This window comes from Bacillus sp. 166amftsu (assembly GCF_900107445.1).
Taxonomy (GTDB): Bacteria; Bacillota; Bacilli; order Bacillales; family Bacillaceae_G; genus Bacillus_A; species Bacillus_A arachidis.
Genome location: NZ_FNQA01000008.1, coordinates 78,365 through 104,179, shown reverse-complemented (window position 1 = coordinate 104,179; position 25,815 = coordinate 78,365). Strand labels below are relative to the sequence as shown.

Annotated in this window: 20 protein-coding genes, 2 pseudogenes and 1 riboswitch; of the genes and pseudogenes, 14 read left to right on the top strand and 8 right to left on the bottom strand. The window is 36.2% G+C overall.

The window, feature by feature from the left end; translation table 11 throughout:
• Positions 1 to 114: 114 nt before the first annotated feature.
• The 3 genes from BLV40_RS18270 to BLV40_RS18260 all read right to left on the bottom strand — a co-directional run bounded on the left by BLV40_RS18270 (position 115) and on the right by BLV40_RS18260 (position 2,041).
• Positions 115 to 309: a DUF3926 domain-containing protein gene (locus BLV40_RS18270; protein WP_090692610.1), complete on the bottom strand. Its 195-nt coding sequence runs from the start codon at positions 307 to 309 to the stop codon at positions 115 to 117.
• Positions 302 to 1,480 carry an ArsA family ATPase gene (locus tag BLV40_RS18265; RefSeq protein ID WP_090692607.1) on the bottom strand — a complete coding sequence of 393 codons (1,179 nt, stop codon included), beginning with the start codon at positions 1,478 to 1,480 and terminating at the stop codon, positions 302 to 304. Before BLV40_RS18265 ends, BLV40_RS18270 begins: the two co-directional genes overlap by 8 nt.
• 78 nt (positions 1,481 to 1,558) lie before the next feature.
• A complete protein-coding gene (locus tag BLV40_RS18260; RefSeq protein WP_090692603.1) occupies positions 1,559 to 2,041 on the bottom strand; it encodes a MarR family winged helix-turn-helix transcriptional regulator in 483 nt (160 codons plus the stop codon).
• Between the two features lie 218 nt (positions 2,042 to 2,259).
• On the opposite strand from BLV40_RS18260, the gene BLV40_RS18255 reads away from it, so the two are divergent.
• The 9 genes from BLV40_RS18255 to BLV40_RS18215 all read left to right on the top strand — a co-directional run bounded on the left by BLV40_RS18255 (position 2,260) and on the right by BLV40_RS18215 (position 13,098).
• On the top strand, positions 2,260 to 2,496 hold the full coding sequence (locus BLV40_RS18255; protein WP_026593322.1) for a YiaA/YiaB family inner membrane protein: 237 nt from the start codon (positions 2,260 to 2,262) through the stop codon (positions 2,494 to 2,496).
• Between the two features lie 141 nt (positions 2,497 to 2,637).
• Complete coding sequence (gene gatC / locus BLV40_RS18250; protein ID WP_026593323.1) at positions 2,638 to 2,928, top strand: Asp-tRNA(Asn)/Glu-tRNA(Gln) amidotransferase subunit GatC; 291 nt, start codon at positions 2,638 to 2,640, stop codon at positions 2,926 to 2,928.
• A gap of 15 nt (positions 2,929 to 2,943) precedes the next feature.
• A complete protein-coding gene (gene gatA / locus BLV40_RS18245) occupies positions 2,944 to 4,401 on the top strand; it encodes an Asp-tRNA(Asn)/Glu-tRNA(Gln) amidotransferase subunit GatA (protein ID WP_026593324.1) in 1,458 nt (485 codons plus the stop codon).
• 14 nt (positions 4,402 to 4,415) lie between these two features.
• Positions 4,416 to 5,846, top strand: coding sequence for an Asp-tRNA(Asn)/Glu-tRNA(Gln) amidotransferase subunit GatB (gatB, locus tag BLV40_RS18240; RefSeq protein ID WP_026593325.1), 1,431 nt, complete (start codon positions 4,416 to 4,418; stop codon positions 5,844 to 5,846).
• A 492-nt stretch (positions 5,847 to 6,338) separates the two neighbouring features.
• Positions 6,339 to 7,244 (top strand): diacylglycerol kinase, encoded by a 906-nt coding sequence (locus BLV40_RS18235; protein ID WP_026593326.1) that lies wholly within the window; start codon positions 6,339 to 6,341, stop codon positions 7,242 to 7,244.
• Positions 7,245 to 7,414: 170 nt separating this feature from the next.
• Positions 7,415 to 8,161 (top strand): HAD family hydrolase, encoded by a 747-nt coding sequence (locus BLV40_RS18230; RefSeq protein ID WP_090692601.1) that lies wholly within the window; start codon positions 7,415 to 7,417, stop codon positions 8,159 to 8,161.
• Positions 8,162 to 8,319: 158 nt separating this feature from the next.
• The gene (gene gabT / locus BLV40_RS18225) at positions 8,320 to 9,681 is read left to right on the top strand and encodes a 4-aminobutyrate--2-oxoglutarate transaminase (protein WP_090692598.1); all 1,362 of its coding nucleotides are present in this window, start codon (positions 8,320 to 8,322) and stop codon (positions 9,679 to 9,681) included.
• Positions 9,682 to 9,989: 308 nt separating this feature from the next.
• A complete protein-coding gene (locus tag BLV40_RS18220) occupies positions 9,990 to 11,351 on the top strand; it encodes a sigma-54 interaction domain-containing protein (RefSeq protein WP_090692596.1) in 1,362 nt (453 codons plus the stop codon).
• A 295-nt stretch (positions 11,352 to 11,646) separates the two neighbouring features.
• Positions 11,647 to 13,098 carry an NAD-dependent succinate-semialdehyde dehydrogenase gene (locus tag BLV40_RS18215; protein ID WP_090692592.1) on the top strand — a complete coding sequence of 484 codons (1,452 nt, stop codon included), beginning with the start codon at positions 11,647 to 11,649 and terminating at the stop codon, positions 13,096 to 13,098.
• A 110-nt stretch (positions 13,099 to 13,208) separates the two neighbouring features.
• On the opposite strand, the gene BLV40_RS18210 is transcribed toward BLV40_RS18215, so the two are convergent.
• Together BLV40_RS18210 and BLV40_RS18205 are read right to left on the bottom strand one after the other, a co-directional pair.
• Positions 13,209 to 14,438: an aminopeptidase gene (locus BLV40_RS18210; RefSeq protein WP_090692588.1), complete on the bottom strand. Its 1,230-nt coding sequence runs from the start codon at positions 14,436 to 14,438 to the stop codon at positions 13,209 to 13,211.
• A 101-nt stretch (positions 14,439 to 14,539) separates the two neighbouring features.
• A pseudogene (locus BLV40_RS18205) lies at positions 14,540 to 14,923 on the bottom strand (polysaccharide deacetylase family protein); the annotation flags it as partial.
• A 1,063-nt stretch (positions 14,924 to 15,986) separates the two neighbouring features.
• Here BLV40_RS18205 and sdaAB point away from each other — a divergent pair.
• The 3 genes from sdaAB to BLV40_RS18190 all read left to right on the top strand — a co-directional run bounded on the left by sdaAB (position 15,987) and on the right by BLV40_RS18190 (position 19,196).
• A complete protein-coding gene (gene sdaAB, locus BLV40_RS18200) occupies positions 15,987 to 16,685 on the top strand; it encodes an L-serine ammonia-lyase, iron-sulfur-dependent subunit beta (protein WP_090692584.1) in 699 nt (232 codons plus the stop codon).
• A 20-nt stretch (positions 16,686 to 16,705) separates the two neighbouring features.
• Positions 16,706 to 17,596 carry an L-serine ammonia-lyase, iron-sulfur-dependent, subunit alpha gene (gene sdaAA, locus BLV40_RS18195; protein ID WP_090692581.1) on the top strand — a complete coding sequence of 297 codons (891 nt, stop codon included), beginning with the start codon at positions 16,706 to 16,708 and terminating at the stop codon, positions 17,594 to 17,596.
• 280 nt (positions 17,597 to 17,876) lie between these two features.
• On the top strand, positions 17,877 to 19,196 hold the full coding sequence (locus BLV40_RS18190) for an amino acid permease (RefSeq protein WP_090692578.1): 1,320 nt from the start codon (positions 17,877 to 17,879) through the stop codon (positions 19,194 to 19,196).
• 75 nt (positions 19,197 to 19,271) lie between these two features.
• On the opposite strand, the pseudogene BLV40_RS18185 reads toward BLV40_RS18190, so the two are convergent.
• From BLV40_RS18185 to BLV40_RS18175, 3 genes and pseudogenes are all read right to left on the bottom strand, one after another.
• Positions 19,272 to 19,427, bottom strand: a pseudogene (locus tag BLV40_RS18185) (IS6 family transposase); the annotation flags it as partial.
• A gap of 329 nt (positions 19,428 to 19,756) precedes the next feature.
• Positions 19,757 to 20,875, bottom strand: a complete 1,119-nt coding sequence (locus tag BLV40_RS18180) for a polysaccharide deacetylase family protein (RefSeq protein ID WP_090692575.1) — start codon at positions 20,873 to 20,875, stop codon at positions 19,757 to 19,759.
• Between the two features lie 526 nt (positions 20,876 to 21,401).
• Positions 21,402 to 22,598, bottom strand: coding sequence for a NupC/NupG family nucleoside CNT transporter (locus BLV40_RS18175; protein WP_026592614.1), 1,197 nt, complete (start codon positions 22,596 to 22,598; stop codon positions 21,402 to 21,404).
• Positions 22,599 to 22,805: 207 nt separating this feature from the next.
• Positions 22,806 to 22,907: riboswitch (purine riboswitch) on the bottom strand.
• 121 nt (positions 22,908 to 23,028) lie between these two features.
• On the opposite strand from BLV40_RS18175, the gene rlmD reads away from it, so the two are divergent.
• Both rlmD and BLV40_RS18165 read left to right on the top strand, forming a co-directional pair.
• The gene (gene rlmD, locus BLV40_RS18170) at positions 23,029 to 24,405 is read left to right on the top strand and encodes a 23S rRNA (uracil(1939)-C(5))-methyltransferase RlmD (protein ID WP_026592613.1); all 1,377 of its coding nucleotides are present in this window, start codon (positions 23,029 to 23,031) and stop codon (positions 24,403 to 24,405) included.
• Positions 24,406 to 24,642: 237 nt separating this feature from the next.
• Entirely contained in the window at positions 24,643 to 25,611 is a 969-nt protein-coding gene (locus BLV40_RS18165) for a tRNA dihydrouridine synthase (RefSeq protein ID WP_026592612.1), read from the top strand.
• Positions 25,612 to 25,815 lie beyond the last annotated feature (204 nt).

Below are 25,815 nucleotides of genomic sequence, written 5' to 3'. Positions count from 1 at the left end.
AATACCCTAATTTTGTATCTTCCAATTCTGTATATCATAAAATCCAATGTTTGTTAGGTAAGATGAAAAGACCAGGGAAACTCCTGGTCTTTTTTATTTGATCAATTATTGTATTTATTCAATCGTAATGTTCTTTAAGTTACTAGTTGTAGGTCTCGTTGTTTCTTGCATACAAGAAGAAAGCTCTTCTTGTAAAATACTTAGCACTTTCTTTGCAGATTGCTGAACCGGAGTAGGTAATTCATTCATGATATACATTCCAACTTCCACCTTTGTACGAATTGCTTTTCTTAGTAAATCCTCACGCATGAACAGCACCTCCAAAGCGAATGTTTAATACATCCCCTTCAAATTTTGCACCTTGAACGGATAAGTGCGTTAATGTTTTGGGTAATGTAATGTTTCGTTTAACAGAGCCTGCGCGAATGATGAGTTCATCACCTTTTTGATTTAAAGAAAGCTCACTTTTATCTGAGAATGGAATAGAGAGAACAAAAATATATGCATCTCCATCTTTTTTTACATATTGTGTACGCCCGTTAAATTTTACGGCGGTTGGTTCTGCATCATCTTTGAACAAAGCATCTCCTACACGCTCTAGCATAGGTAATCCAATTACTTCTTGTTCGAACATTGGAGCTTCATAAATAGGAAGTGGTTGAAAGCTATCTTGGATAAGTGCTTTATATTTCTTTTGGGCATCTTTCCATGCTTGGAAGTAGGAGTCAGTAACAGTATCAGGGATGACACGGTTAATCATGATGGCATCGACGTTATAATCATATAAATTTAAATAGGTGAAACTACGCTGTGCTTCTTTAATAACCATTTTTTCTGGATTTACAACAACGCGAATGCTCGTTACTTCTCGATTGGATAAAATATCCCGCATTTCCCCTAGCTGTTCAAGTGTATTCGTTAATTCATCCATAATATCATCAGTAGGGAGTGGGACGCCGAGGAGTGGTTGTGCAACAGGACGGACAACTTTTAAAACTTTTCTTTTAATCGGGAAGAGTTTTTCCATCCACCAACCGAGCATATCAGGAAAGCTTAACATAGCTAGCGTTTCTCCCGTTGGTGCACAGTCAATAATGATGACATCATATGTTTTTTGTTTATAGTAATCGAGTACACGGAGTAAACTAATTAAGTCTTCCATACCTGGGAACATCGTTAATTCCTCAGTTGTAATATCGTCAGCTGCTTTTGATGTGAACAGCAATGTAATATACTTTTGTAATTTTCCCCAGCCTTTTTCCATTTCATAAATAGTATTGATTTCTTGCGCCCATAAATTTTCACGAATTTCTTGTGGTTCGGAAGATAATTTTATGCCGAATGAATCGCCTAAGCTATGAGCTGGGTCTGTACTCATGACTAATGTTTTTAGCCCTTGTTTGGCACTTTGAAGAGCTGTTGCTGCTGAAATGCTAGTTTTTCCTACGCCGCCTTTACCTGTATACAAAATAATTCTCATATTTATATCCCCTTTGTTTCGATTATCGAATATTACGAGTGTCGAAATATATTTTTGAATAAAAACCCATAAAGGGCTTTATTCGATCGGAATGTTTTTCATGTTAGGTGTAGAAAGCTTTTCGACCTGTTTTTGTTGTGACGTAGCGACGTGATTCATAATCTTTTGGAAGATTTGCAGTAAGAATGCCTTTTCTTCTTCTGATAATGCTCCTGTCACAAGATTAAAGTAATGAGCTACGTTTTTTTTCACTTCTTGAACGAGTAACATACCTGCTTCTGTTAAGCGAATTAATACGATACGTCGATCACTTTCATTTCGATAGCGCTCAATATATCCTTTTTTCACAAGACGATTTACAACACCTGTTGTTGTACTCATTGGAATATCAAGAAGCTCAGTAATTTTTGTCATCGTAATATCTTTATTTCGCTCCATCCATAAGAGACAGAATACCTCCGTTTTAGAAAGTGATAAATCAAGACTCACCCATTCTTCTGGATAGAAAAGCTTCTTGGCGTTATCTAGCAGTAAATCTAAAAAATGTTCATATTGCAACAATTATTTCCACTCCCGTATATTTCGAGATTCGTAATATTTATTTTTATTGTATGCATGTTTGAAATAAATGTCAAATCTATATTTTGTTTTTTTCAGATTAAATAAAAAATAAACTTTATAATAGAAAATAATTGTGATAGATCAGTATATTTTACATAAAAACCCATAAAAGTAATATAATCACCTATAATTAATATGCAGCTACGAGGGGGAGAACAATGAGAAGGAGAAATACGCAAGCGTTTACATTTTTAGCATGGACTTCGTTTGTTTGCGCACTTTCAGGTATGTTAATTGGTATTTATACATTAGATGAAACGCTTAGTGTAAAAGGGTACTATTTAATAGGTACATTATTTTTAACAATGTCATGTTTTGTGTTACAAAAAACAATTCGTGATAATGAAGAAGATAATGAAAGATTTCCCAAAAGCAAGCCGTCAGATAAAGAGTAATGTACGAAGAAAGGCAGAAGCCTTTCTTTTTTTATGTAAAAATACTGTAAGTGCCGCGTGTTGACTTGCTTGAAGTACTGAAAATTTGGTATCATCAATAGTATTGTAGATTGAACGATATATTATGGAGGTGGCCTAGCCGTGTCAAGAATTTCCGTTGAAAATGTAAAGCATGTAGCGCATTTAGCACGTCTTGCAATTACAGATCAAGAGGCAGAAAAATTTCAAAAACAACTCGATGCAATTGTTACATTTGCAGAACAGTTAAATGAATTAGATACAACAAATGTAAAACCAACAACTCACGTATTAAATATGAGAAATATTATGCGTGAAGATGTACCAGAAAAAGGTTTACCAGTTGAAGAAGTATTAAAAAATGCACCGGATCACAAAGATAATCAAATCCGTGTTCCAGCAGTATTAGAATAGAGGAGGGGAATTTCGATGTCATTATTTGATCATTCTGTATCAGAGTTACATAAGAAATTAAACAGCAAAGAAATTTCCGTTACGGATTTAGTAGATGAATCATACAAACGTATTGCGGATGTTGAAGACAACGTAAAAGCTTTTCTTACATTAGATGAAGAAAATGCACGCGTGAAAGCGAAAGAATTAGATGCGAAAATTGGTGCTGAAGATAATGGTTTACTATTTGGTATGCCAATCGGTGTGAAAGACAACATTGTAACAAATGGCCTTCGTACAACTTGTGCGAGCAAAATATTAGCAAACTTCGATCCAATTTATGATGCGACAGTTGTGCAAAAGCTAAAAGCAGCTGACACAATTACTATTGGTAAATTAAATATGGATGAGTTCGCAATGGGTTCTTCAAATGAAAACTCAGGTTTCTATGCTACGAAAAACCCATGGAATTTAGATTACGTTCCAGGTGGGTCTAGTGGTGGTTCTGCAGCAGCAGTAGCGGCAGGCGAAGTATTATTCTCTTTAGGTTCTGATACAGGTGGTTCTATCCGTCAACCAGCTGCATATTGCGGTGTTGTAGGTTTAAAACCAACTTATGGACGCGTATCTCGTTATGGTTTAGTTGCATTCGCATCTTCACTTGACCAAATCGGACCAATTACACGTACAGTAGAAGATAATGCATACTTATTACAAGCGATTTCAGGTATTGACCGCATGGATGCAACTTCTGCAAATATTGAAGTAGGCAACTATTTAGCTGGTTTAACAGGCGATGTAAAAGGTTTACGTATCGCTGTACCAAAAGAATATTTAGGCGAAGGTGTTGGCGAAGAAGCTCGTGAGTCAGTACTAGCTGCTTTAAAAGTATTAGAAGGCATGGGAGCAACTTGGGAGGAAGTATCTCTTCCACACTCTAAATATGCATTAGCAACGTACTACTTAATCTCTTCTTCTGAAGCGTCTGCTAACCTTTCACGCTTTGATGGCGTACGCTATGGCGTTCGTTCTGATAATGTGAATAACTTAATGGACCTTTACAAAAATACGCGTAGTGAAGGCTTCGGTGACGAAGTAAAACGCCGTATTATGCTTGGTACATTTGCGCTTAGCTCTGGTTACTATGATGCATATTACAAAAAAGCACAACAAGTACGTACATTAATTAAAAATGACTTTGACAATGTATTTGCTAATTACGATGTTATTATTGGACCAACAACGCCAACTCCAGCGTTCAAAGTAGGCGAAAAGATTGATGATCCAATGACAATGTATGCAAATGACATTTTAACAATCCCAGTTAACTTAGCGGGTGTTCCAGCAATTTCTGTTCCATGTGGATTCGGTGCAAACAACATGCCACTTGGTTTACAAATTATCGGTAAACACTTTGATGAAGCAACAATTTACCGCGTTGCACATGCGTTTGAGCAAGCAACAGATTATCATACAAAAAAAGCAAGTCTGTAAGGAGGCGAGCATAGATGAATTTTGAAACAATTATTGGTTTAGAGGTTCACGTTGAGTTAAAAACAAATTCGAAAATTTTCTCTGCGAGTCCAACAGAATTCGGAGCGGATCCAAATACACAAACAAGTGTAATTGATTTAGGATACCCTGGGGTACTTCCGACTTTAAATAAAGAAGCTGTTAACTTTGCAATGAAAGCTGCAATGGCATTAAACTGTGAGATCGCAACAGAAACGAAGTTTGATCGTAAAAATTATTTCTATCCAGATAATCCAAAAGCATACCAAATCTCTCAATTTGATAAGCCAATTGGAGAGAATGGTTGGATTGAAATTGAAGTAGACGGTAAAAAGAAACGTATCGGTATTACACGTCTTCATTTAGAAGAAGATGCAGGTAAATCAACGCATACAGGTGAAGGATACTCATTAGTAGACTACAACCGTCAAGGTATGCCATTAATCGAAATCGTATCTGAGCCGGATATGCGTACGCCAGAAGAAGCATATGCATACTTAGAAAAATTAAAATCCATCATTCAATATACAGGCGTATCTGATTGTAAGATGGAAGAAGGTTCCCTTCGCTGTGATGCAAACATCTCCCTTCGTCCAGTAGGGCAAGAGAAGTTTGGTACAAAAGCAGAGCTTAAAAACTTAAACTCATTCACTTATGTACAAAAAGGTCTTGAGTTTGAACAAGCTCGTCAAGAAAAAGAACTATTATCTGGTGGTATCATTCAACAAGAAACACGTCGTTATGATGAAGCAACGAAGAAAACAATCTTAATGCGTGTAAAAGAAGGATCTGACGATTACCGTTACTTCCCAGAGCCAGACTTAGTTGAGCTTTACATTGACGATGAGTGGAAAGAAGAAGTTCGTGCTTCTATCCCTGAACTTCCAGATGCTCGTAAAGTACGCTATGTTGAAGAGCTTGGTTTACCAGCTTACGATGCACATGTATTAACATTAACAAAAGAGATGTCTGATTTCTTTGAAGCAACAATTGTGGACGGTGCAGATGCGAAGTTAACATCGAACTGGTTAATGGGTGAGGTACTTGCATACTTAAACAAACAACAAAAAGAATTAAAAGACGTAGCATTAACACCAGCTGGTCTATCTAAAATGATTCAATTAATTGAAAAAGGTACAATTTCGTCTAAAATCGCGAAAAAAGTATTTAACGAGTTAATTGAAAAAGGTGGAGACCCAGAAGAAATCGTTAAAGCGAAAGGTCTTGTTCAAATTTCTGACGAAGGTACACTTCGTAAGGTTGTAACTGAAATTCTTGATAATAATGAACAATCTATTGAAGACTTCAAAAACGGTAAGGATCGTGCGATTGGCTTCTTAGTTGGTCAAATTATGAAAGCAACAAAAGGACAAGCTAATCCACCACTTGTTAACAAAATCTTGTTAGAAGAAATCAATAAACGCTAATAACGAGATAGCTTAGCTCTTAGAATCAAGAAGTTATTAAACAACAAAGATTAAACAACAAAGATTAAACAGAGAAAGCACCCATATTTGGGTGTTTTTTCTGAGTTAATCAAACGTTTGTTTAAATTCAGAAATTATTTAAACAAACGTTTGATTAACTGACAAAAGTGAAAAAATGTTTGTATAGCAACTATGGTATGATAGTTGCAAAAAGGTGGAAATAATGATAAATCTAGACATAGAGAGTTTTTTCATCTCGTGAAATAATGGATAATTGTTAACTCCTTGTTTTATATGCAAGAAACAGAAAGTACTATGAAGAATGAAATGATATATATTGTCGATGTAAAGTGATAAGAGCCTAGGTTCTTACTTGTCCTTTTAAATGGGCTAAAAGAAGGATATGGAGATGAGAGGAGGTAGGCATAGGAACGCTGAATAAAAGTTTGGTGTATTCTTTTTTCATAAAGAAGGAAATTCCTGTGCTAATGAATGATGAAGCGAGCAAGAATAATTTATAACCCTACTTCTGGTCGTGAGTTATTTAAAAAAAGCTTACCAGAAGTATTACAAAAATTAGAACAAGCTGGATATGAAACATCTTGTCATGCGACAACGGGTCAAGGAGATGCGACTGTGGCAGCGAGGCAAGCGGTAGAGCGTAAGTTTGATGTTGTCATTGCAGCAGGTGGTGATGGAACGCTAAATGAAGTCGTAAATGGTTTAGTAGGGCATGAACATCGTCCAAAGTTCGGTATCATTCCAGTTGGAACGACAAATGATTTTGCACGTGCAATTGGTGTACCTCGTTCTATTGAAGAGGCTGCTGATATTATTTGCGAAGGTAATACAGTTCCGCTAGACCTTGGTAGAGCGAACGATACATATTTTATTAACATTGCTGGCGGTGGACGTATTACAGAATTAACATACGAAGTACCGAGTAAGTTGAAAACGGTATTAGGACAACTTGCATATTATTTAAAAGGTATTGAAATGCTACCGTCACTACATCCAACATATGTTGAAATCGAGTATGATGGAAAGCTATTGCAAGAAGAGATTACGATGTTTTTAATTACGAATACGCGCTCCGTTGGTGGATTTGAAAAGGTTGCACCATATGCCTCTATTAACGATGGCTTATTTGACTTATTAGTGCTAAAGAAGGGCTCTATTGCTGATTTAATTAAAGCAGCAACACAAGCACAGCGCGGTGAGCATATTAATAATCCAAAGGTTTTATATACGCAGGCAAATCGTATTAAAGTTCATTCGCCAGATAAATTAATGATTAATTTAGATGGTGAATATGGCGGGGATGCGCCAATGGAATTTGAAAATATATATCATTGTCTAGAACTATTTGTTCCGAAGCATCAAGAGGATACCTTATAAAGGTATCCTTTTTATTATTCATACAGGAGCGTGCCCATGGAATATTTTCATAAATTTCTTTTGTAAATTGGGAGTAGTTTTGATTTTTATGGTATTTTTACAATTTTTTCATCCTACATCCACATTTACTTGTTACACTGAATGTAAGAAGCGCAGAAAGGTAGGGTGTTATGGAGAAAGTAAGAGCGATACTATTTGATAAAGATGGAACATTAATGGATTTTCATTCTATTTGGATAAAGGTAGCAGAAGAGCTTGTAGTTGAATTTGTACAATTATACAAATTGCCTGCATCACTACAGGACGTTCTTTTACAAGAAATTGGTGTTGAAGGAGCGTTTGTTAATCCACATAGTGCATTAGCAGCAGGAACAAGTCTTGATATAGCACAAATCTTTTGTAAACATATATCTTCTGTTGAAGAGTGTGACATGCATCATTGGATAAGTGAAAAAATATTTAAGCTTATGTACGAACACCGTTCACATATAAGAATGACAGCAGATTTACCAATAATTTTACAAACACTAAAAGATAAAGGATTTATTTTAGGTATTGTGACAGCTGATGATTTGGCGCCGACTGACCTCTTTTTAAAGCAGTGTCACTTAGAATCGTTTTTTGACTATATTATAGCTTCAGATACATTTCCAGCCCAAAAGCCAGACAAGCAAATTGTAGAATCATTTTGTGAAAAGTTTGGGTTATCTCCAAGGGAGGTAGTTGTTGTTGGGGATACGCCAACAGATTTACATTTAGCGAAAAATAGCGGGGCTTGCTATGCAATTGGTGTTCTTTCTGGGACGGGTGATCGTCAAACATTAGCACCACTTGCAGACATTATATTAGATTCTGTCGGTAATTTTATTTCTGATTCTGGAGAACTTATTTGGGAACGAGAAAAGTCTAATCTATAAATAAAATAAGTCTATATTGACTCGTAATGAGTCGATGTAGACTTATTTTTTATGTCGAAATCCTGAGAAAACTAGAAGTTTATTGTATTCATTAAATTGGCATACATCTTGCAATATAGAAAAAGAAAATCATAGCATAGAAAAGGATGGGAGAAACGATGAATACAAAATTTGCTAAAGTAAACGAACAAATTCCAGGACCGAAAGCAGCTTCTTTATTAGAACGCCGTCAAAATATCGTACCAAGGGGCGTGAGTAATGGAATTCCAACATTTGTACAATCAGCAGATGGGGCGCTTGTAACAGATGTAGATGGAAATCAATTTATCGATTTTGCGGGAGCAATTGGAACAATTAATGTAGGACATTGTCACCCTGCTGTGAAAGAGGCACTTCATAAACAAGTAGATCAATATATTCATACTGGCTTTAATGTCATGATGTATGAGCCATATATTGAACTAGCAGAGAAGCTTGCTGCGTTAGCGCCTGGAAATTTTGAAAAACAAGTACTATTTTTAAATAGTGGTGCTGAAGCAGTTGAAAATGCTGTGAAAATTGCTCGTAAATATACGAAGCGCCCTGGGATTATTGCTTTTACAAAAGGATTTCACGGCCGCACTTTGATGACAATGACGATGACAAGTAAAGTAAAGCCTTATAAATTTGGATTTGGTCCATTTGCACCAGAAGTATATAAAGCGCCATTCCCATATGAATACCGTCGTCCAGAAGGCTTAACAGATGAGCAATACGATAACTTTATTATTGAAGAGTTTAAAAACTTTTTAATATCAGAAGTTGCACCAGAAAGCATAGCGGCCGTTGTGATGGAGCCAGTCCAAGGTGAAGGTGGCTTTATTGTTCCAAGTAAAAAGTTCGTACAGGAAGTACGTCGTCTTTGCTCTGAGCATGGCATCTTATTTGTAGCGGATGAAATTCAAACAGGCTTTAGCCGTACGGGAAAATACTTTGCAATAGATCACTATGATGTCGTTCCAGATTTAATTACTGTTTCGAAATCATTAGGGGCAGGAGTACCAATTAGTGGTGTTATTGGACGAAAAGAAATTATGAATGAATCCGCACCAGGGGAACTTGGTGGAACATATGCTGGAAGTCCATTAGGATGCGCTGCGGCATTAGCTGTTTTGGATATTATAGAGAAAGAAAAATTAAATGATCGAGCTGTACAAGTAGGAAAAGTTGTAATGGATCGATTTGAAGAAATGAAGAAAAAATATAACTGTATTGGTGATGTACGTGGTTTAGGGGCGATGTGTGCGTTCGAACTTGTTAAAGATCGTACAACGAAAGAAGCAGATAAAGTATTAACAGCAAATTTATGTGCTGAAGCAAATAAACGAGGACTCCTCTTATTATCTGCTGGAACGTATGGGAATGTAGTTCGTGTCTTAATGCCACTTGTCATTACAGATGAACAATTAGAAGAAGGGCTTACAATTATTGAAGATTCCTTGCAAGCTTGTTATGAGCAAGCAGATATCGCTCGTGTGTAAATAATACGATATAAAAACCTTTCTTTTTTTGGGTGAGGGCATCTGTCGTGCATGGAAGCGGTCAGGTTCTCTTCTTGCCCCATACTAAGTGAAAATAAAGAGAAAAAATGAGCACGGGCCACGTTTTGCTTTTCGTAACAGTGATGTATATGCTGGAAAATCAAAATGAATATAAAACATATTTGTGACCATTCTAGTTTGTCTCTTGAAAAAACAGAAAATTCCCTTAAATGCAAGTTTCACTTTATAATGAAATATAAGCGATAATAAAGTGAAGCAATGGAACCTGAATTTGAGGAGTGGCTGGAATGGTTGCAGAAAAGGAACGAGCGTTTATGGATTTAAAAGATGTATTTGAATATGCATTTGATGAGATCTTTGTTACGGATGAGGAAGGAACCGTTGTTCGTGTAAATAGTACATGTGAAAGGCACTATCAATTATCTGCCGAGGAGTTAGTAGGTAAGCATGTAAAAGAGTTACAAAAAGAAGGGATTTTTTATCCATCTGCAACGTTGGAAGTAATTGAGAAGAGAAAGCCGATTGAACTTGTTCAGACAACAAAGTCGGGAGAGTATTTACACGTCCGTACAAGGCCTGTGTTTGATGAACAAGGGAATTTGCGAAGAGTCATTAGTTATTCTCGTGATCTCACTGAGCTCTACCAATTACGAAAAAAAGTAGAGGAGATGGATAATCAGTTAAAGACATATAAGAAAGAGTTAAGAGAAACATATGAATATGAAGGGCTCATTTTTAAAAGTGTAGCTATGCAAAAAATAGTCGCAACAATCAAAAAAGTAGCTATGGTAGATAGCACGGTCCTTATTTTAGGTGAAACCGGAGTCGGGAAAAGTAGATTAGTGCGTCATTTACATGAAGTGAGTCATCGTAAAAATGAAATGTTTTATGAAATTAATTGTGCGGCATTGCCAACAAACTTAATCGAATCGGAACTGTTTGGCTATTCGGGTGGTTCATTTACAGGTGCAAATCGTGAAGGAAAAAAAGGAATTTTAGAGCTAGCTCATAAAGGGACTCTTTTCTTAGATGAAATCGGTGAAATGCCGCTTGAAATTCAAGCCAAACTGTTACAAGTACTGCAGGAAAAAACATTCCGCGCAGTAGGAGGTAGGGAACTAAAGAAAGTAGATGTTCGTATTGTGGCAGCTACGAATAGAGATTTAGCTGAAATGGTAAGACAAGGTACTTTCCGAAAAGATTTATACTATCGTTTGAATGTAATACCGATTCAAATTCCTCCACTTCGCGAGCGAACAGAAGATATTTTACCGTTAGTCTATCATTATTTACATCACTTTAACGAAAAGTATGGACGTGATGTGAAATTGGCCCCTAGTACTTTACAAATGTTTGTAGGGTATCCTTGGGAAGGGAATAATAGAGAAATAGAAAATGTAATTGAAAGGATTGTTATTACTGCAGATGATATTGTCATGATAGAAGACTTACCATTATCTATGCAAGGGTCAACAGTTGAGCAGTCCGGTCAAAGCCTCTATAAAATGTTGGAAGAAGTAGAACGGAATATTATCCTTAAAGCATATAAAACATATGGATCAAGCTATAAAGTAGCAGAGTTTTTGAAAATAAGCCAGTCTGCAGCAACTAGGAAAATTAAGAAGTTTATAGGAGAGGAAATTATATAAATACAAATTGAAAGCAGGTATATAATCTTTCTTTTTAGATGAGAGAGTACCCGTTCATGCATAGAAACCATCAGCATCTTTTTTGTCGAGGAGAAAACGAGTAGAGGTTACTTTGCGTACCCCATGGCAGTAACTTATATGTTGAAAAATCAAGGTAGATTTATATAGCTATAAGGATGGCTAATGACATTTGGATGAAAGTTTTTTGTAGGGTATTTCTTTGTTCGAACGCCTTTTTGAAAGTATGATAGAAATATGGAAAAAAATGAAGTGAATATAAAGGAGGAAGAAAATAGTGAATAAGAAAGCGGCGTATGTAAATCTAGAGCAGAAAGCTATGTATATAAATGGAGAATGGATTCAGTTGCAGGAACAAATTGAGATTAATAATCCGGCGACGCAGGAAATCTTTGCAACTGTTCCAAAGGGCGGAGTTACTGAGGCAAAGCAGGCGGTAGATGCTGCACATGAAGCTTTTAAATCATGGTCAAAATTAACAGCAGCTGATCGTGCGCAAAAACTAAAAAAGTGGTTTACATTAATTGATGAAAACAAAGAAGAAATTGCGGCGATTATGACAAAGGAACAAGGGAAGCCATTTGCAGAAGCACTTGGGGAAGTGAACTATGCGAATAGTTTTGTAGAGTGGTATGCGGAAGAAGGGAAACGGGTATACGGGGACATGATTCCAGCTTCTCATCCGAATAAACGCATTTTAGTAACGAAGCAGCCTGTAGGCGTTATTGCGGCGATTACACCGTGGAATTTTCCAGCTGCAATGATTACAAGAAAAGTGGCACCAGCACTTGCAGCAGGCTGCACAGCAGTTGTAAAACCTGCAAGTCAAACACCGTTAACTGCATTGAAATTAGCTGAACTTGCACATGAAGCCGATATTCCAAAAGGTGTTTTAAATATTGTCACTGGTAGCGCCAAGGCAATTGCTGATACTTGGATGGAGGATGGACGCGTAAGAAAGGTTTCATTTACAGGATCAACTGAAATCGGAAAAGAATTAATGTCTGGAGCTGCGAAAACAATGAAGAAAGTTTCGCTTGAGCTAGGTGGCCATGCTCCATTTATTGTAATGAGCGATGCGGATTTAGATAAAGCGGTAGAAGCAGTAATTGGTTCGAAATTCCGTAATGCTGGACAAACATGTATATGTACAAATCGCGTATTTGTGCAAGAAGGGGTGTATGCAGAATTCGCGGAAAAATTCCAAAAAGCAGTAGGGCGGCTTAAAGTAGGCGATGGATTTGGAGAAGGTACGACTGTAGGGCCACTTATCGATGCGAATGCTGTAGAAAAAGTACAGGAGCATATTGAAGATGCAATCAAAAAAGGCGGCGAAATTCTATATGGAGGCCAAACACTTACAGAATTAAATGGCCATTTCATTGAGCCAACTGTCATTGGAGGCGCAAATGACACAATGTTATGTATGACTGAAGAAACATTTGGTCCTGTTGCACCAGTTGCGAAATTTGAAACGGTGGAAGAAGTTATTGAGCGTGCGAATAACACACCGTATGGCTTAGCGGCTTATGTATTTACAAAAGACATTAGCCAAGCATTTCAAATTAGTGAAGCATTAGAATACGGTATTATTGGTTTAAACGATGGACTTCCATCTGTTGCACAAGCGCCATTTGGCGGATTTAAAGAAAGTGGGATTGGTCGTGAAGGCGGTTATTTTGGAATCGAAGAGTATTTAGAAATTAAATATATTTCATTAGGATTATAATAAGGTGAAACTTTAATCAGTGGGAGCCTTACTACCCGTTAAAGCGAGGTAAAATGAAAAAGAGCTGTTTTCTAAGAAAGCAGCTCTTTTTCATTCAATCATTTATATTTTTAGAATGCCCAGTTTCCTTTACGGAAGATTGGCTCATGTCTTCCATCAGCTGTAATACCGTCGATATCAAGCTCAGCTGACCCGATCATAAAGTCTTCGTGTGTAATACTAGAGTTCGCCCCATTTTCAGCAAGCTCTTCTTTTGTCATTGTTTTACCGCCTTCTAAGTTAAATGCATAAGCATTTCCAATCGCTAAATGGCAAGATGCATTTTCATCAAATAACGTATTATAGAACAAAATATTTGTGTTAGAAATTGGCGAGTCGTGAGGTACCAATGCAACCTCTCCTAAGAAATGAGAGCCTTCATCTGTCTCTACTAAATGTTTTAAAGCTTCTTCGCCAGTATCAGCTTTATAGTTTACAATACGTCCATTTTCGAATGTAAGTGTAAAATTATCAATGATGTTGCCTCCAAAAACTAATGGCTTCGTACTTGATACTTGTCCGTTTACACCTGATTTTAATGGCATTGTAAATACTTCTTCTGTTGGAATATTAGCCATAAAGGGTACGTTTTTTTCATTTAAGCTTCCAGCTCCAGCCCATACATGTTTTTCTGGAAGTTCAATTGTTAAATCTGTCCCAGGACCTGTATAATGAAGAGCTTTATAATGTTTTTCATTTAAGTAGTCTACTTTTTCATGTAATGTGTCATCATGTTCTTTCCATGCTTCCACAGGATTTTCTAAATTTGCACGAGTTGCTTGGAAAATTGCATCCCATAGCTTTTCTTCTTGCTTTTCTGGCGCAACATCAGGGAATACTTTTGCAGCCCATTCTTTCGTAGGTACAGAGATCACGCACCAGCTTACTTTATCTGCTTGTACATAATCGCGGTATACTTTCATTGCTTCACCAGCAACCTTATGAGCACTTGCAATTCGCTTTGCATCTACACCCTTTAATAGATCTGGATTCTCTGCATAGATAGACATAAATGCAGCGCCTTCTTTTGCAAGCTCTTCACGTGCATGCGCCTTCCAAGCAGGGAATTCTGAGAATGCTTCTTCAGGAGCTAAGTCAAATTTTAAACGTGTTAATACTTCATCGTTCCAATCTACATATACATGCTTTGCGCCTGATTTATATGCTTTTTCTGTAACAAGGCGGACAAATGGAGCTGCCTCAAGTGGCGCATTAATAGATAATGTTTGCCCAGGTTGAATATTAACACCGACATTTACTGCAAGAGCAGCATACTTTTCTAACGTTTGTTCAAATGACATATGTACGATCTCCTTTATTCAAAAGATTTATTATATACATAATACAAGAAAAATTCAAAAATATAAATAGAACTCAAATGAGATTGAGTTCTATTTTTTAGTTATTTAATAGAGCGTGTAAATTGTTCCACTGTTGTGGAATGATGTATGCGAACACGCTTCATTTTGAATAATTCGTTAGGCTCACCTTTCGTAATAAACCGCCCTGGCTTTGTCGTTGTTGCAAATTGATAATATTTTTTTGTTTCTTCGACAACTTGATCATTTACATGACCAAATGGGTATGCGAAGGCAATGACAGGTTTGCCAGTAATCTTTTCAAGTTTTTCTTTTGGGCTTTCAGCATATGTTGCTGTGTGTGATTGGACAGAGAATATACCTGAATCAACCATTTCTTTTATATTCGCGGTGGATAAAGAACCTTCTGCATCGACGTTATCAACAATCACATATTCGGTTGCAGTTGGCTTAAATGTAGCGTCTTTTTCTTTTTATAGGTTTGTTAATCGTGATAATAATGTAGCCGACAACAAATATGAAAGGGATTAAAAATACATAAATAGGGATGCCAAGAACATAATGACTTTTAATGCTTAAAAATAATAAATGTAGAAAATCCAAAAGAGCATGTAATTTCATTAAAGCCTCCAATAAACTTTTTTACAAATTATAGCATTTGAAGGGAGGGAGCTACATGTTTAAGCCTATAATTTAAGCTAATTTTAAAGTTGGAGAATGAAATGGGGGAGTGACAGGATTGCTGTCATAGACCGCAAAGTAACTTTTTGAAATTCCGAATAATCCGCAGATCCGCTTTTTTCAACATCTTATATCTCCTTGTTCGATATTGTTATCTCTCATTGTCATAATTGAGAAATTGGGATTTATGCAACTATATGGACCGATTGCTGAAAAAAAGAAGTTCATTTTTTCTGAAAAATGCATATAAATTCAAAGTGGATAATAAATAACCGAAATAGATTTTATATTTTCTTAATTTATTCCTTTTCATCTACATGAATCATTTATTACAACAGCTTTCACGCATAAAATAAGATGTTTTAACAAAGAATAATATAAGTATCTTTATAATGATTTTCCAATATAGTCAACGTGTTAATCAAAGGAACTCTGTGTTATTTTTGCTTTGCTACTAACTAATACAGCTTCAAATAATGGACACAATTGCTACGTGCCAAATGTAATTTATTATTCATTCAAAATTTTATTTATTCAGTTTTTCTAAAAATAAAAAAATATTAAACTCATAAATATACAAGTTATAATGAGGGCGTCGAGAGATAATCTATTACCTCGAAGAAAATATTAAACTTGGTTCGGATACAAAAATTTTAAAGGTCTTGCAAGTAATCTTCTAAAATTGGACATACTGATACGATTTCTTCTCTAAGAAAGGTGTGTGATCAGAAGGGAAATTCATTCAACATGAAAATGGAAACGTTATCAGCCAGATTTTATTTTGAATTGGTCACTCTAATAACTTAGATTCAACTGCAATTAAAAATAATAAATGATGGGGGTGCTTATATAAACATGAATGTAGTATCTATTAAAGAAAAAAAGGTTGTTAAATACAAAAGTTGTTTTGATGTAATTGGGCCGGTAATGATAGGTCCTTCAAGTTCGCATACTGCAGGTGCTTTAGCTATTGGAACAGTTGCCAATAAATTATTTCAAGGTCTTCCAAAAAAAGTCGTGGTAAGGTATTATGAATCATTTGCTGAAACCCATAAAGGACACGGAACTGATTTTGCAATTATTGCTGGGATATTAGGATTTGCTGCCGATGACAGCAAAGTGCCAGATGCTATTAAAATAGCAGAATCTAAAGGAATTGATATTACCTTTATTGAAAAAGCAGGTGATAGTCCTGCCGGTCATCCAAATACGGCAGATGTATATCTAGAGGATGAAAATCGAAGTATTAGAACAGTGGGTATTTCGGTCGGCGGCGGATTAATTGAAGTCAAACATGTTGAAATTGACGGATTTAGTCTAGATTTACAGGGGCCATTACCAGTTATTATTGCGATTTCCGAAAGAGCTGACTTTGAATTTGTCTTACGCAGAATCTTTAAACAATATGATGTGGAAATTAACAATTTTCATAGTTTAGAAGAAAATGGAAAATATTTATATGTATTCGCTTTGGATTCGCTATTGCCTGGTGATGCTCAGAAGGAATTGGGAAGTGTAAGCAGTATAGCTAATATCATTATTCTTTAGTTATTAAGAGGTGAAAAAATATGTATATGACCATAAAGGAAATTGTAGATGCAGCTAATAAAAGGCAAAAGCCAATTTATGAATTAGCAATCGAACAGGAAATTGAACAAACTAAAACTTCTTATGAAGAAGTTTGGAGTAAAATGGAAAAAAACTTAGCGACTATGGAAAATGCCGTAAATAAAAGTATCGAGGGCAACGGGGTATTTTCTCCGACCGGTTTAACCGGAGGTGATGCTGTTAAAATAAAAAAATATCGAGAAAATGGAAAAACTCTTTCTGGAGATTTGATGGTGTTAGGGATTCAAAGTGCTATCGGTGTTAATGAAGTAAATGCTTCATTAGGAGCTATTTGTGCAACTCCAACAGCAGGTGCGAGTGGGACGATCCCGGGAGTCCTATTTAGTATTAAAGATACGTTGCAGTTAAGCCATGAAGATATGGTCCATTTTCTATTCACTTCATCTTTATTTGGAATGATAGTCGCAAATAACGCTTGTATTTCCGGAGCGTACGGAGGATGCCAAGCTGAAGTAGGCAGTGCCTCAGCAATGGCTGCAGCAGCTGGGGTAGAAGCTGCCGGAGGAACAGCGCAGCAATCTTCTGAAGCTTTCTCAACCGCATTACAAAATTTACTCGGTTTAGTTTGTGATCCGGTCGCTGGTTTGGTAGAAATTCCTTGTGTAAAGAGAAACGCTATTGGAACGGCCAATGCTTTAGCAGCAGCGGACATCGCATTAGCCGGTGTAAACAATATCATCAATGCTGACGAAGTTATTGAAGCGATGTATAGAGTTGGAAGACAGATGCCTCGCGAATTAAGAGAGACAGGTTTAGGTGGAATTGCAGCCACACCTACAGGGATTGCCATTAAAAGTAAAATCTTTGGAGAGAAACAATTAAATAAATAAACAGTTATTGGAAATATTGTGAAATAGTTAACAATTCTATTCTCCGTTGTTCTCCTAAGGGCGTCAGTATGCTAAAAGCCATTATCACTAAAATATACTACTATACAATTAAAGTATACTAATATATTATATAATTGAGTTGTTTTGTAAACGCTAACAAATCTATCAGGTTGGACACACGATGTGGCGCACCTTGTAAGCAATTCATTATTCAAGAATGGTCTATATTCCTAAGCCTTAAAAAGAGACGTAAGAATAGGATATAAGGAGGAATTATTATATGAATGGAAATACTGCAAAAAAAATAGAATTTCAAGATGAAAACACTGCAGTAAAAAATGAGAAATATCTAGATCCTAAAAAGTGGCATAAACAGGATACTACCTGGGCATTGAGCCTTTTTGGAACAGCAATTGGAGCAGGAGTACTCTTTTTACCTATTAATGCAGGTTCAGGTGGTTTATTATCATTACTGTTAATTACCATACTTGCATATCCTGTTATGTATTACTCACATAGAGCGCTTGCTAAAATGATATACGCTTCTAATTCTGCTGATGAGGGGATTACAGGTACAATAAGAGAGTATTTCGGAAATAAGGCAAGTATAATTTTTAACATAGTATACTTCGTCTCAATTTATACGATCGTGCTGATGTATTCGGTTGCACTTACAAATACTGCAAGTAGTTTTATTGTGAATCAATTGCACATGCCAGAGCCTCCAAGGGCCATTTTATCGCTTGTATTAGTACTCGGTCTTATAGCTATACTAAATTTTGGACAAGATATCACCGTGAAGATAATGAGCATGCTAGTATATCCTTTCATAGCTTCTCTACTTTTTATCGCAATATCTTTGATTCCACAGTGGAATACGTCAATGCTTAGTTTTTCAAGTGTTTCTACTGCTTCAACAGGAACGGGATATTTGGGAACGATATTGATGATACTACCAATCGTAGTATTCTCGTTTAATCATTCTCCTATGATTTCATCATTTGTTATGAAACAGAGAGCAACCTATGGAATAGAAGCTACTGATGCCAAATGTGCTCAAATACAAAAAGCTTGTTATATCATGACATTCGCTGTTGTTATGTTCTTTGTTTGGAGCAGTACATTAAGTTTGACTCCAAGTGATCTTATAAAAGCAAAAGAAGAGAACTTGTCAATTCTATCATATCTTGCTAATGAGCTTAATTCGCCTATAATCACTATTGCAGCTCCTATCATTGCTTTTACGGCTATAACAAAGTCCTTCCTTGGCCATTATATAGGAGCATATGAGGTAATGCGTGACGTGATTATCAAGTTCGGTAAAAAACGCGGAAAAAATATGGGAGAAAAAACAGTTAAGACAATAATCCTTACTTTTGTCGTATTAACATGCTGGTATGTTGCTTATGCAAATCCAAGTATTCTTGGAATTATTGATGCCCTTAGTGGTCCGTTAGTTGCTGCTATCTTATGTCTATTACCAATGTATGCGATCCGTAAAGTACCAGTACTAGCTAAATACAGAGGGAAAGCGAGTAATGTATTTGTCATTATTATAGGTATACTTACTGTCCTAGCAAGTATTAAGTCATTATTCTAATTCACTATTGTAGGTTCTGGTGCAAAAATAGTGAGATATGAAAAAAGAACGAAAGATTCTTAGCGGAATTGAATTTTATGCTGTTAAACCAAAGAGATTATGGATAAGATATATCTGTTTTTGGACAGACTTCTCACCTTGGAGAGTTTGTCCCTTTTTGGTCATATGCATAACTTTTATTTCAGCAACCACTTTTTTAGCTGTTTGCAATGATTTTAATCCAAGCATATTAGGGTGCCGCCCCACATCTATCAACTTAAGAATTTAGACTATTTTTGAATTGAAAAGCACATTACTATTCTCTTATGCTAATGAGAATAGTAATGTGCTTTTTATGAATATGAACCAAAAATAAGCATGATCTTTATTGACCGAAGAGTTATATCGATATATGTCTCCCGCTACACTTCCTTATAATTATGGTACTGGCTGTATTCAAACGGAAAGATAAACAAAAAGGTTTTTTATGTAAATGATATAACGGACTAAAGCAACAAGCTGTGATTACCTTTAAATAAAAGAAAAGGCTACTTTTTCATAAAAAGTAGCCTGAAAAATGATTAATACTTTTCTTTTACAAGTGAGATGAACTGCGCCATTGTTGTGTTAGGACCAACAAAATGACGTTTAATTAAGTATTGTTCGTTCGGTGAGCCTTTTGTAATGTGAGTTCCATGATCTGTCGTTACTGCAAATTGGTAATGTTTCTTTGTTTCTTCCACAGCTGGATCATTATAAGAACCTACTGGATAGGCAAGGGCGATGATTTTTTTGCCTGTAAGATTTTCAATTTTTTCTTTAGATTTACGTAATTCTTCATCATAGTTGTTTGTATAAGCCAACATTGCATGGTTAGCGGTATGAGATTGAATAGAAAAAATACCTGAATCAAGCATTTGTTTTACCTCGTCTGTTGTAAGACGATTTGGTTTATCAATATCATTTGAAACAAGGAATTCTGTTGCCGCTGGTTGGAATCTATCATCTTTTAATTTTTGTAAAATATGAAGAGCATTCATATTATTTTTTCGACCATCATCCATTGTTATAAAGATAGGTTTATTGACACGATTTATATCACCCCAACGTTCAAACGTTAACAGTGTATAACCGTTATCTTTTAAATACTGCATATGCTTTTCAAATTGCTCTGGTGGCACATATAAACCTAAATCGCCATCACTTGGTCCAGGGTATTTCTCAATGGCATGATACATAAGGAAAGGTACATACTGTTGGAATGTAATCGTAGATTTCACTAGAGGAACTTCTGTGTTATCTTCTTTTAATCCCACTGTTTCAATTTGAAATTCCCCGCGTTTTAAATGAAATGATTGTAAATGAAATGGGAGAGCGAAATCACGAGCTTTGTCGTGTGATACAAATGTTTGTTTACTTGCAGGTCCATCAGCTGTACGCCAAATATTGTAGCGCACTGTTTTAAATGAATCTTTTAAGTTTTTAGTGTAGAGTGTGGTGTTTTTTGCGTTGTAATCAAAGGGATCCCACGAAATAAGTCCTTGTGTTACAGGTATTTCTACTGCTTTTGCCTGTACTTCTTGCGTTTCCTTTTGCTTCTTGTAAGTTGCTTCTTTTGTCTGCTTCTCACTAATGGTGCTAGTGTTACAACCTACGAGAATAGTAGAAGAAAGTAAAGCAATACGAGCATATTTTTTCATAATATCATCCTTCTATTGTGTTTTTATCGTGCTGTCTCTCATATGTAATCGATTCTTTATCTTTTTTGATTACAAGAGACTATGCATTCAAATATTTCTATTTGAATAATACCCTTGTTCATCATATCACTATGGCATATAGAGGGGAATATCTCTTTTGGGAGAATTCGACAAAGGTGATGTTCATTTACATAGGCTTTGTCTTATGTGAAATTTTTGTGAAGAAAAATAATTGTATGTATATATTACTTGATGAAAAAAGATACCTCCGAAAATAGCTATTTTCGAAGGTATCTTTAAAAACGTTTTTTCTTTTGGGGTTTTGATGTTGGATATTTCTTTCACTATAAACAGACAAAACATATCTTAGTGCCAATACTAGTATATATTTCTTTCTTGATTTACAAAAGAGAAATTGTGCTGAAGAGTGCATGCAATTTTGCATATCGTTACATTATTAGAATCGTTACTTTTGATTAAAAAAAATCACCCCTCTCCCTAATAAAAGGAGAAGGGTGATTCATTATTAAATAAATAATCCAGCAATCGTAGCGGATAAAATAGAAGCAAGTGTTGATGCAAATAGCATTTTCCAACCAAACTTAGATACAACGCTTCCTTGTTTTTCAGAAAGGGCACGGATTGTACCAACAATCGCACCAATTTGGCTAATACTTGCGAAGCTAATTAAGAATACAGTAACGATTCCAACTGTACGTGGAGATAACGTTGTAGCAACTTCTTTTAAATCAAGAATAGCTACGAATTCATTTAAAACAATTTTTGTTCCCATGATTCCGCCAGCTGGGATAATATCATGAGCTGGAATACCCATTAGGAATGCAAATGGAGCAAGAATATAACCGAAGATTTGTTGCAGTGTAACAGCATGTCCCATTGCGCCTGAAGCTGCACTAATCACATAGTTTACAACTTCCATAACGCCAATAAATGCAATCATTAAAGCGGCAACGATACCAGCTACTTTTAAACCATCTAATGCACCGTTAATCATTGCACCGATCAAGCTGTCACCGAATAGACTTCTTTCAAATTTTTGAACTGTTTCTTCTTCTTTTTTCGTATCAACTGGTGTTAATAATGAACAAACAATTAAGCTAGAGAATAAGTTCAGTGGGAGTGCTGCTAGTACATATTTCGCATCTAGCATCATCACGTATGAAGCTGTAACAGAAGCTGAAACTGAGCTCATTGCTGAACAGCAAATGATAAACATACGGTTTTTATTAAAGTGTTTTAGGTCATTTTTAATTACGATTAATGCCTCGCTGGAACCGAAGAATACAGAGTTTACCGCATGGAATGATTCAACGCGTGGTAAACCAGTAATTTTGGAAATCGCACCACCGACGACGCGAACGATGAATGGTAAAACGCCTAAATAACTAAAAATAGAAAGAAGTGTTGAGAAAAAGATAATAATTAATAGCACGTTGAAGAAAAAGACAAAGTCTCTTTGGATTCCATTAAATAGGAAGTCAACACCTGTTGTACCAAGCTTAATCAACTTGTTGAAGACTTTACTAATAAAAATGATGATCTCTTGACCAATTTTTGTGCCAAACATAAACCAACCAATTAAAATCTGGAAACCAATCATAATAGCAATTGCACGGAAGTTGATTTTACTTTTGTTGTTTGACAAAGCAAAACATAAACCTAACACGGCAAAAATACCGATAATGCTTATTACATATTGCATGTAGTAGCCCCTTTCAGAAGTTCGTATAAAGTTTTTACATAAAACGCTCGTTATATAACTAATAAATAAAAGTAGTAGAGGTTTCATGTCATACGTAAGATGTCTGACCTTTTAGAAAAGTAAAAAATAAAAAAAGACCCATATGGATTTACTTTCATCTATGAGAGAAAGCTAATCAATATGAGTCTTTGTATACACAAAAAAGCTAATATTCATTAGTTTCCCCATAGTCCAGCAATTTTCGGTTGCCGGGTAGAAACTCTCGATCCATATTATCGAGTATATATGAGGTAACATCGTCCGTATTAAATTAGTAGTAGCGTAACACTAATAGAGAAGCATCGTCAATAGGTTTTTTTCTTCCAATAGAAAAAGACTATATAAGTATGATAAAATGTAACGCAGTGTTATGAAAAAGAGAGGTCGGAAGATGAGTACTAAAATGAAGCCACCAGTTGAAAAAAACGAGTTTATAGATGTAGTATTTGAAGATTTAACACATGATGGTGCCGGTGTTGCGAAGGTAAAAGGATATCCTATTTTCGTAAAAAACGGATTACCAGGCGAAGAAGCACAAATTAAAATTATTAAAGTAAAGAAGAATTTCGCATTTGGTCGTTTAATGAAGCTTCATACAGAAAGTCCATATCGCAAAGATGCAGAATGCCCAGTATACAACCAATGCGGGGGTTGCCAGCTTCAGCATTTAACATATGAAGGACAACTAAAGGCGAAAGAAAAACAAGTGCGTGACGTGATGCAACGCATCGGCGGACTTCACGATGTACCAGTTCATCCGGTTCTTGGTATGGAAAATCCTTGGGTGTATCGAAATAAAGCACAAGTACCGATTGGAGAACGTGAAGGTGGGCTTGTAGCTGGTTTCTATCGTCAAGGCACGCATGAGATCATTAATATGGAAACATGCTTAATTCAAGCAGAAGAAAACGATACGTTAATTCAAGAAGTAAAACGTATTTGTGAAAAACACGGAATCACAGCGTACAACGAAGAACGTCATAAAGGCACACTTCGTCACGTAATGGCCCGTTACGGACAAGTAACAGGGGAAATTATGCTTGTCTTCATTACACGTACGGCAGAACTTCAAAATAATAAGACAATCATCGAAGAAATTACAGCGAAGTTCCCAAATGTAAAATCAATTGTTCAAAACGTAAACACGAAACGTACAAACGTAATCTTTGGAGACACAACAACAGTCCTATACGGATCGGAATATATTTATGACTTTATCGGCGATATTAAATTTGCTATCTCGGCACGTTCTTTCTACCAAGTAAACCCAGAACAAACGAAAGTGCTATATGACAAAGCATTAGAATACGCAAAACTAGCTGGAAATGAAACAGTTATCGACGCATACTGCGGAATCGGATCAATCTCACTATTCCTAGCGCAAAAAGCGAAGAAAGTATATGGCGTTGAAATCGTTCCAGAAGCAATTGAGGATGCAAATCGAAATGCGGCATTAAACAACATGACAAACGCCGAATTTGCAGTAGGAGAAGCAGAAGTAGTTATTCCAAACTGGTATAAAGAAGGTGTAATCGCAGACACAATCGTTGTAGACCCACCGCGTAAAGGCTGCGATGAGGCCTTATTAAACACGATTATTGATATGAAGCCGAAGCGTGTTGTATATGTATCATGTAGCCCGGCGACACTTGCACGTGACTTAAAAGTATTAGAAGAAGGCGGATATAAAACGCAGGAAGTACAACCTGTTGATATGTTCCCGCATACTACTCATGTGGAGTGTGTGGCTTGGCTTAAGTTGGTATAATAGAAAAGCAGTTGATATAGAAAAAATCTATACCATCTGCTTTTTGGCTTATAAACATACCATTCAGGCCCGATTGTAGTTAAAATAAACATTGCCGATTTTCACAAATTATAAATGTCCACATATATTTGTGTTTGATAATAAGTTATTACGTATGGTATAAATGTAACATTTGGCTTTATATTTTTTGACCGAGAGCTTGAAATTTTGATCATAGTGAGAGGATTTGAGTTTGAAATGATAGATAATTTTTGGCGTGATTTACCACGACCATTTTTTGTACTTGCACCAATGGAAGATGTGACAGATGTTGTCTTTCGTCACGTAGTAAGTGAAGCCGGGCGACCGGATGTATTTTTCACAGAGTTTACAAACTCGGATAGCTATTGTCATCCAGAGGGCATGAAAAGTGTGCGTGGCCGTTTGATTTTTACAGAAGATGAACAGCCAATGGTGGCACATATTTGGGGGGATAATCCTGAATATTTCCGTCAAATGAGTATTGGCATGGCAGAGCTAGGATTTAAAGGCATCGATATTAATATGGGCTGCCCTGTACCGAATGTGGCATCAAGAGGAAAAGGTAGTGGCCTTATTCTGCGTCCAGACGTTGCGGCAGAACTTATTCAAGCAGCAAAAGCGGGCGGACTGCCTGTCAGCGTGAAAACGCGACTTGGCTATAAGGAGTTAAATGAGTGGGAGGCGTGGCTAACGCATATTTTAAAACAGGATATTGCGAACCTTTCTATTCATTTACGTACAAGAGAGGAAATGAGCCAAGTAGATGCGCATTGGGAGCTAATCCCGGAAATCAAAAAATTACGTGACCGTATCGCACCGAATACGCTACTAACAATCAATGGAGACATTCCTGACCGTCAAACTGGGCTGCAGCTTGCCCAGCAATATGGTATTGATGGCGTTATGATCGGGCGAGGTATTTTTAAAAATCCTTTTGCTTTTGAAAAAGAGCCAAAAGAGCATAGCAGTAAAGAATACCTTGATCTTTTAAGACTACAGCTGGATCTTCAAGATCAATATGCGGAAGTACTACCACGTTCAATTACAGGGCTTCATCGCTTTTTCAAAATTTATGTAAAAGGATTCCATGGAGCTGCTGAATTAAGAAATCAATTGATGAGTACGAAATCAACAGATGAAGTGCGTGCATTGCTTGATAACTTTGGAAAAGAACAGTGTATTTGAGAAATCAAAGCACTGTTTTTTCTGTTATTTAATGTTAAGAGAGAAACCTTTTTATTAGCATACAACGAACAAGTAAGAGATCCATAGATACAATGGTGGAGAAAAGTTCGAGGGAGACTATAAAACCTATCTTTAAAATGTTAAAGTATTAATTTGGCGGACATTAACTGAAAGGTTATATTAAACATGATAGTTTAAAGCATG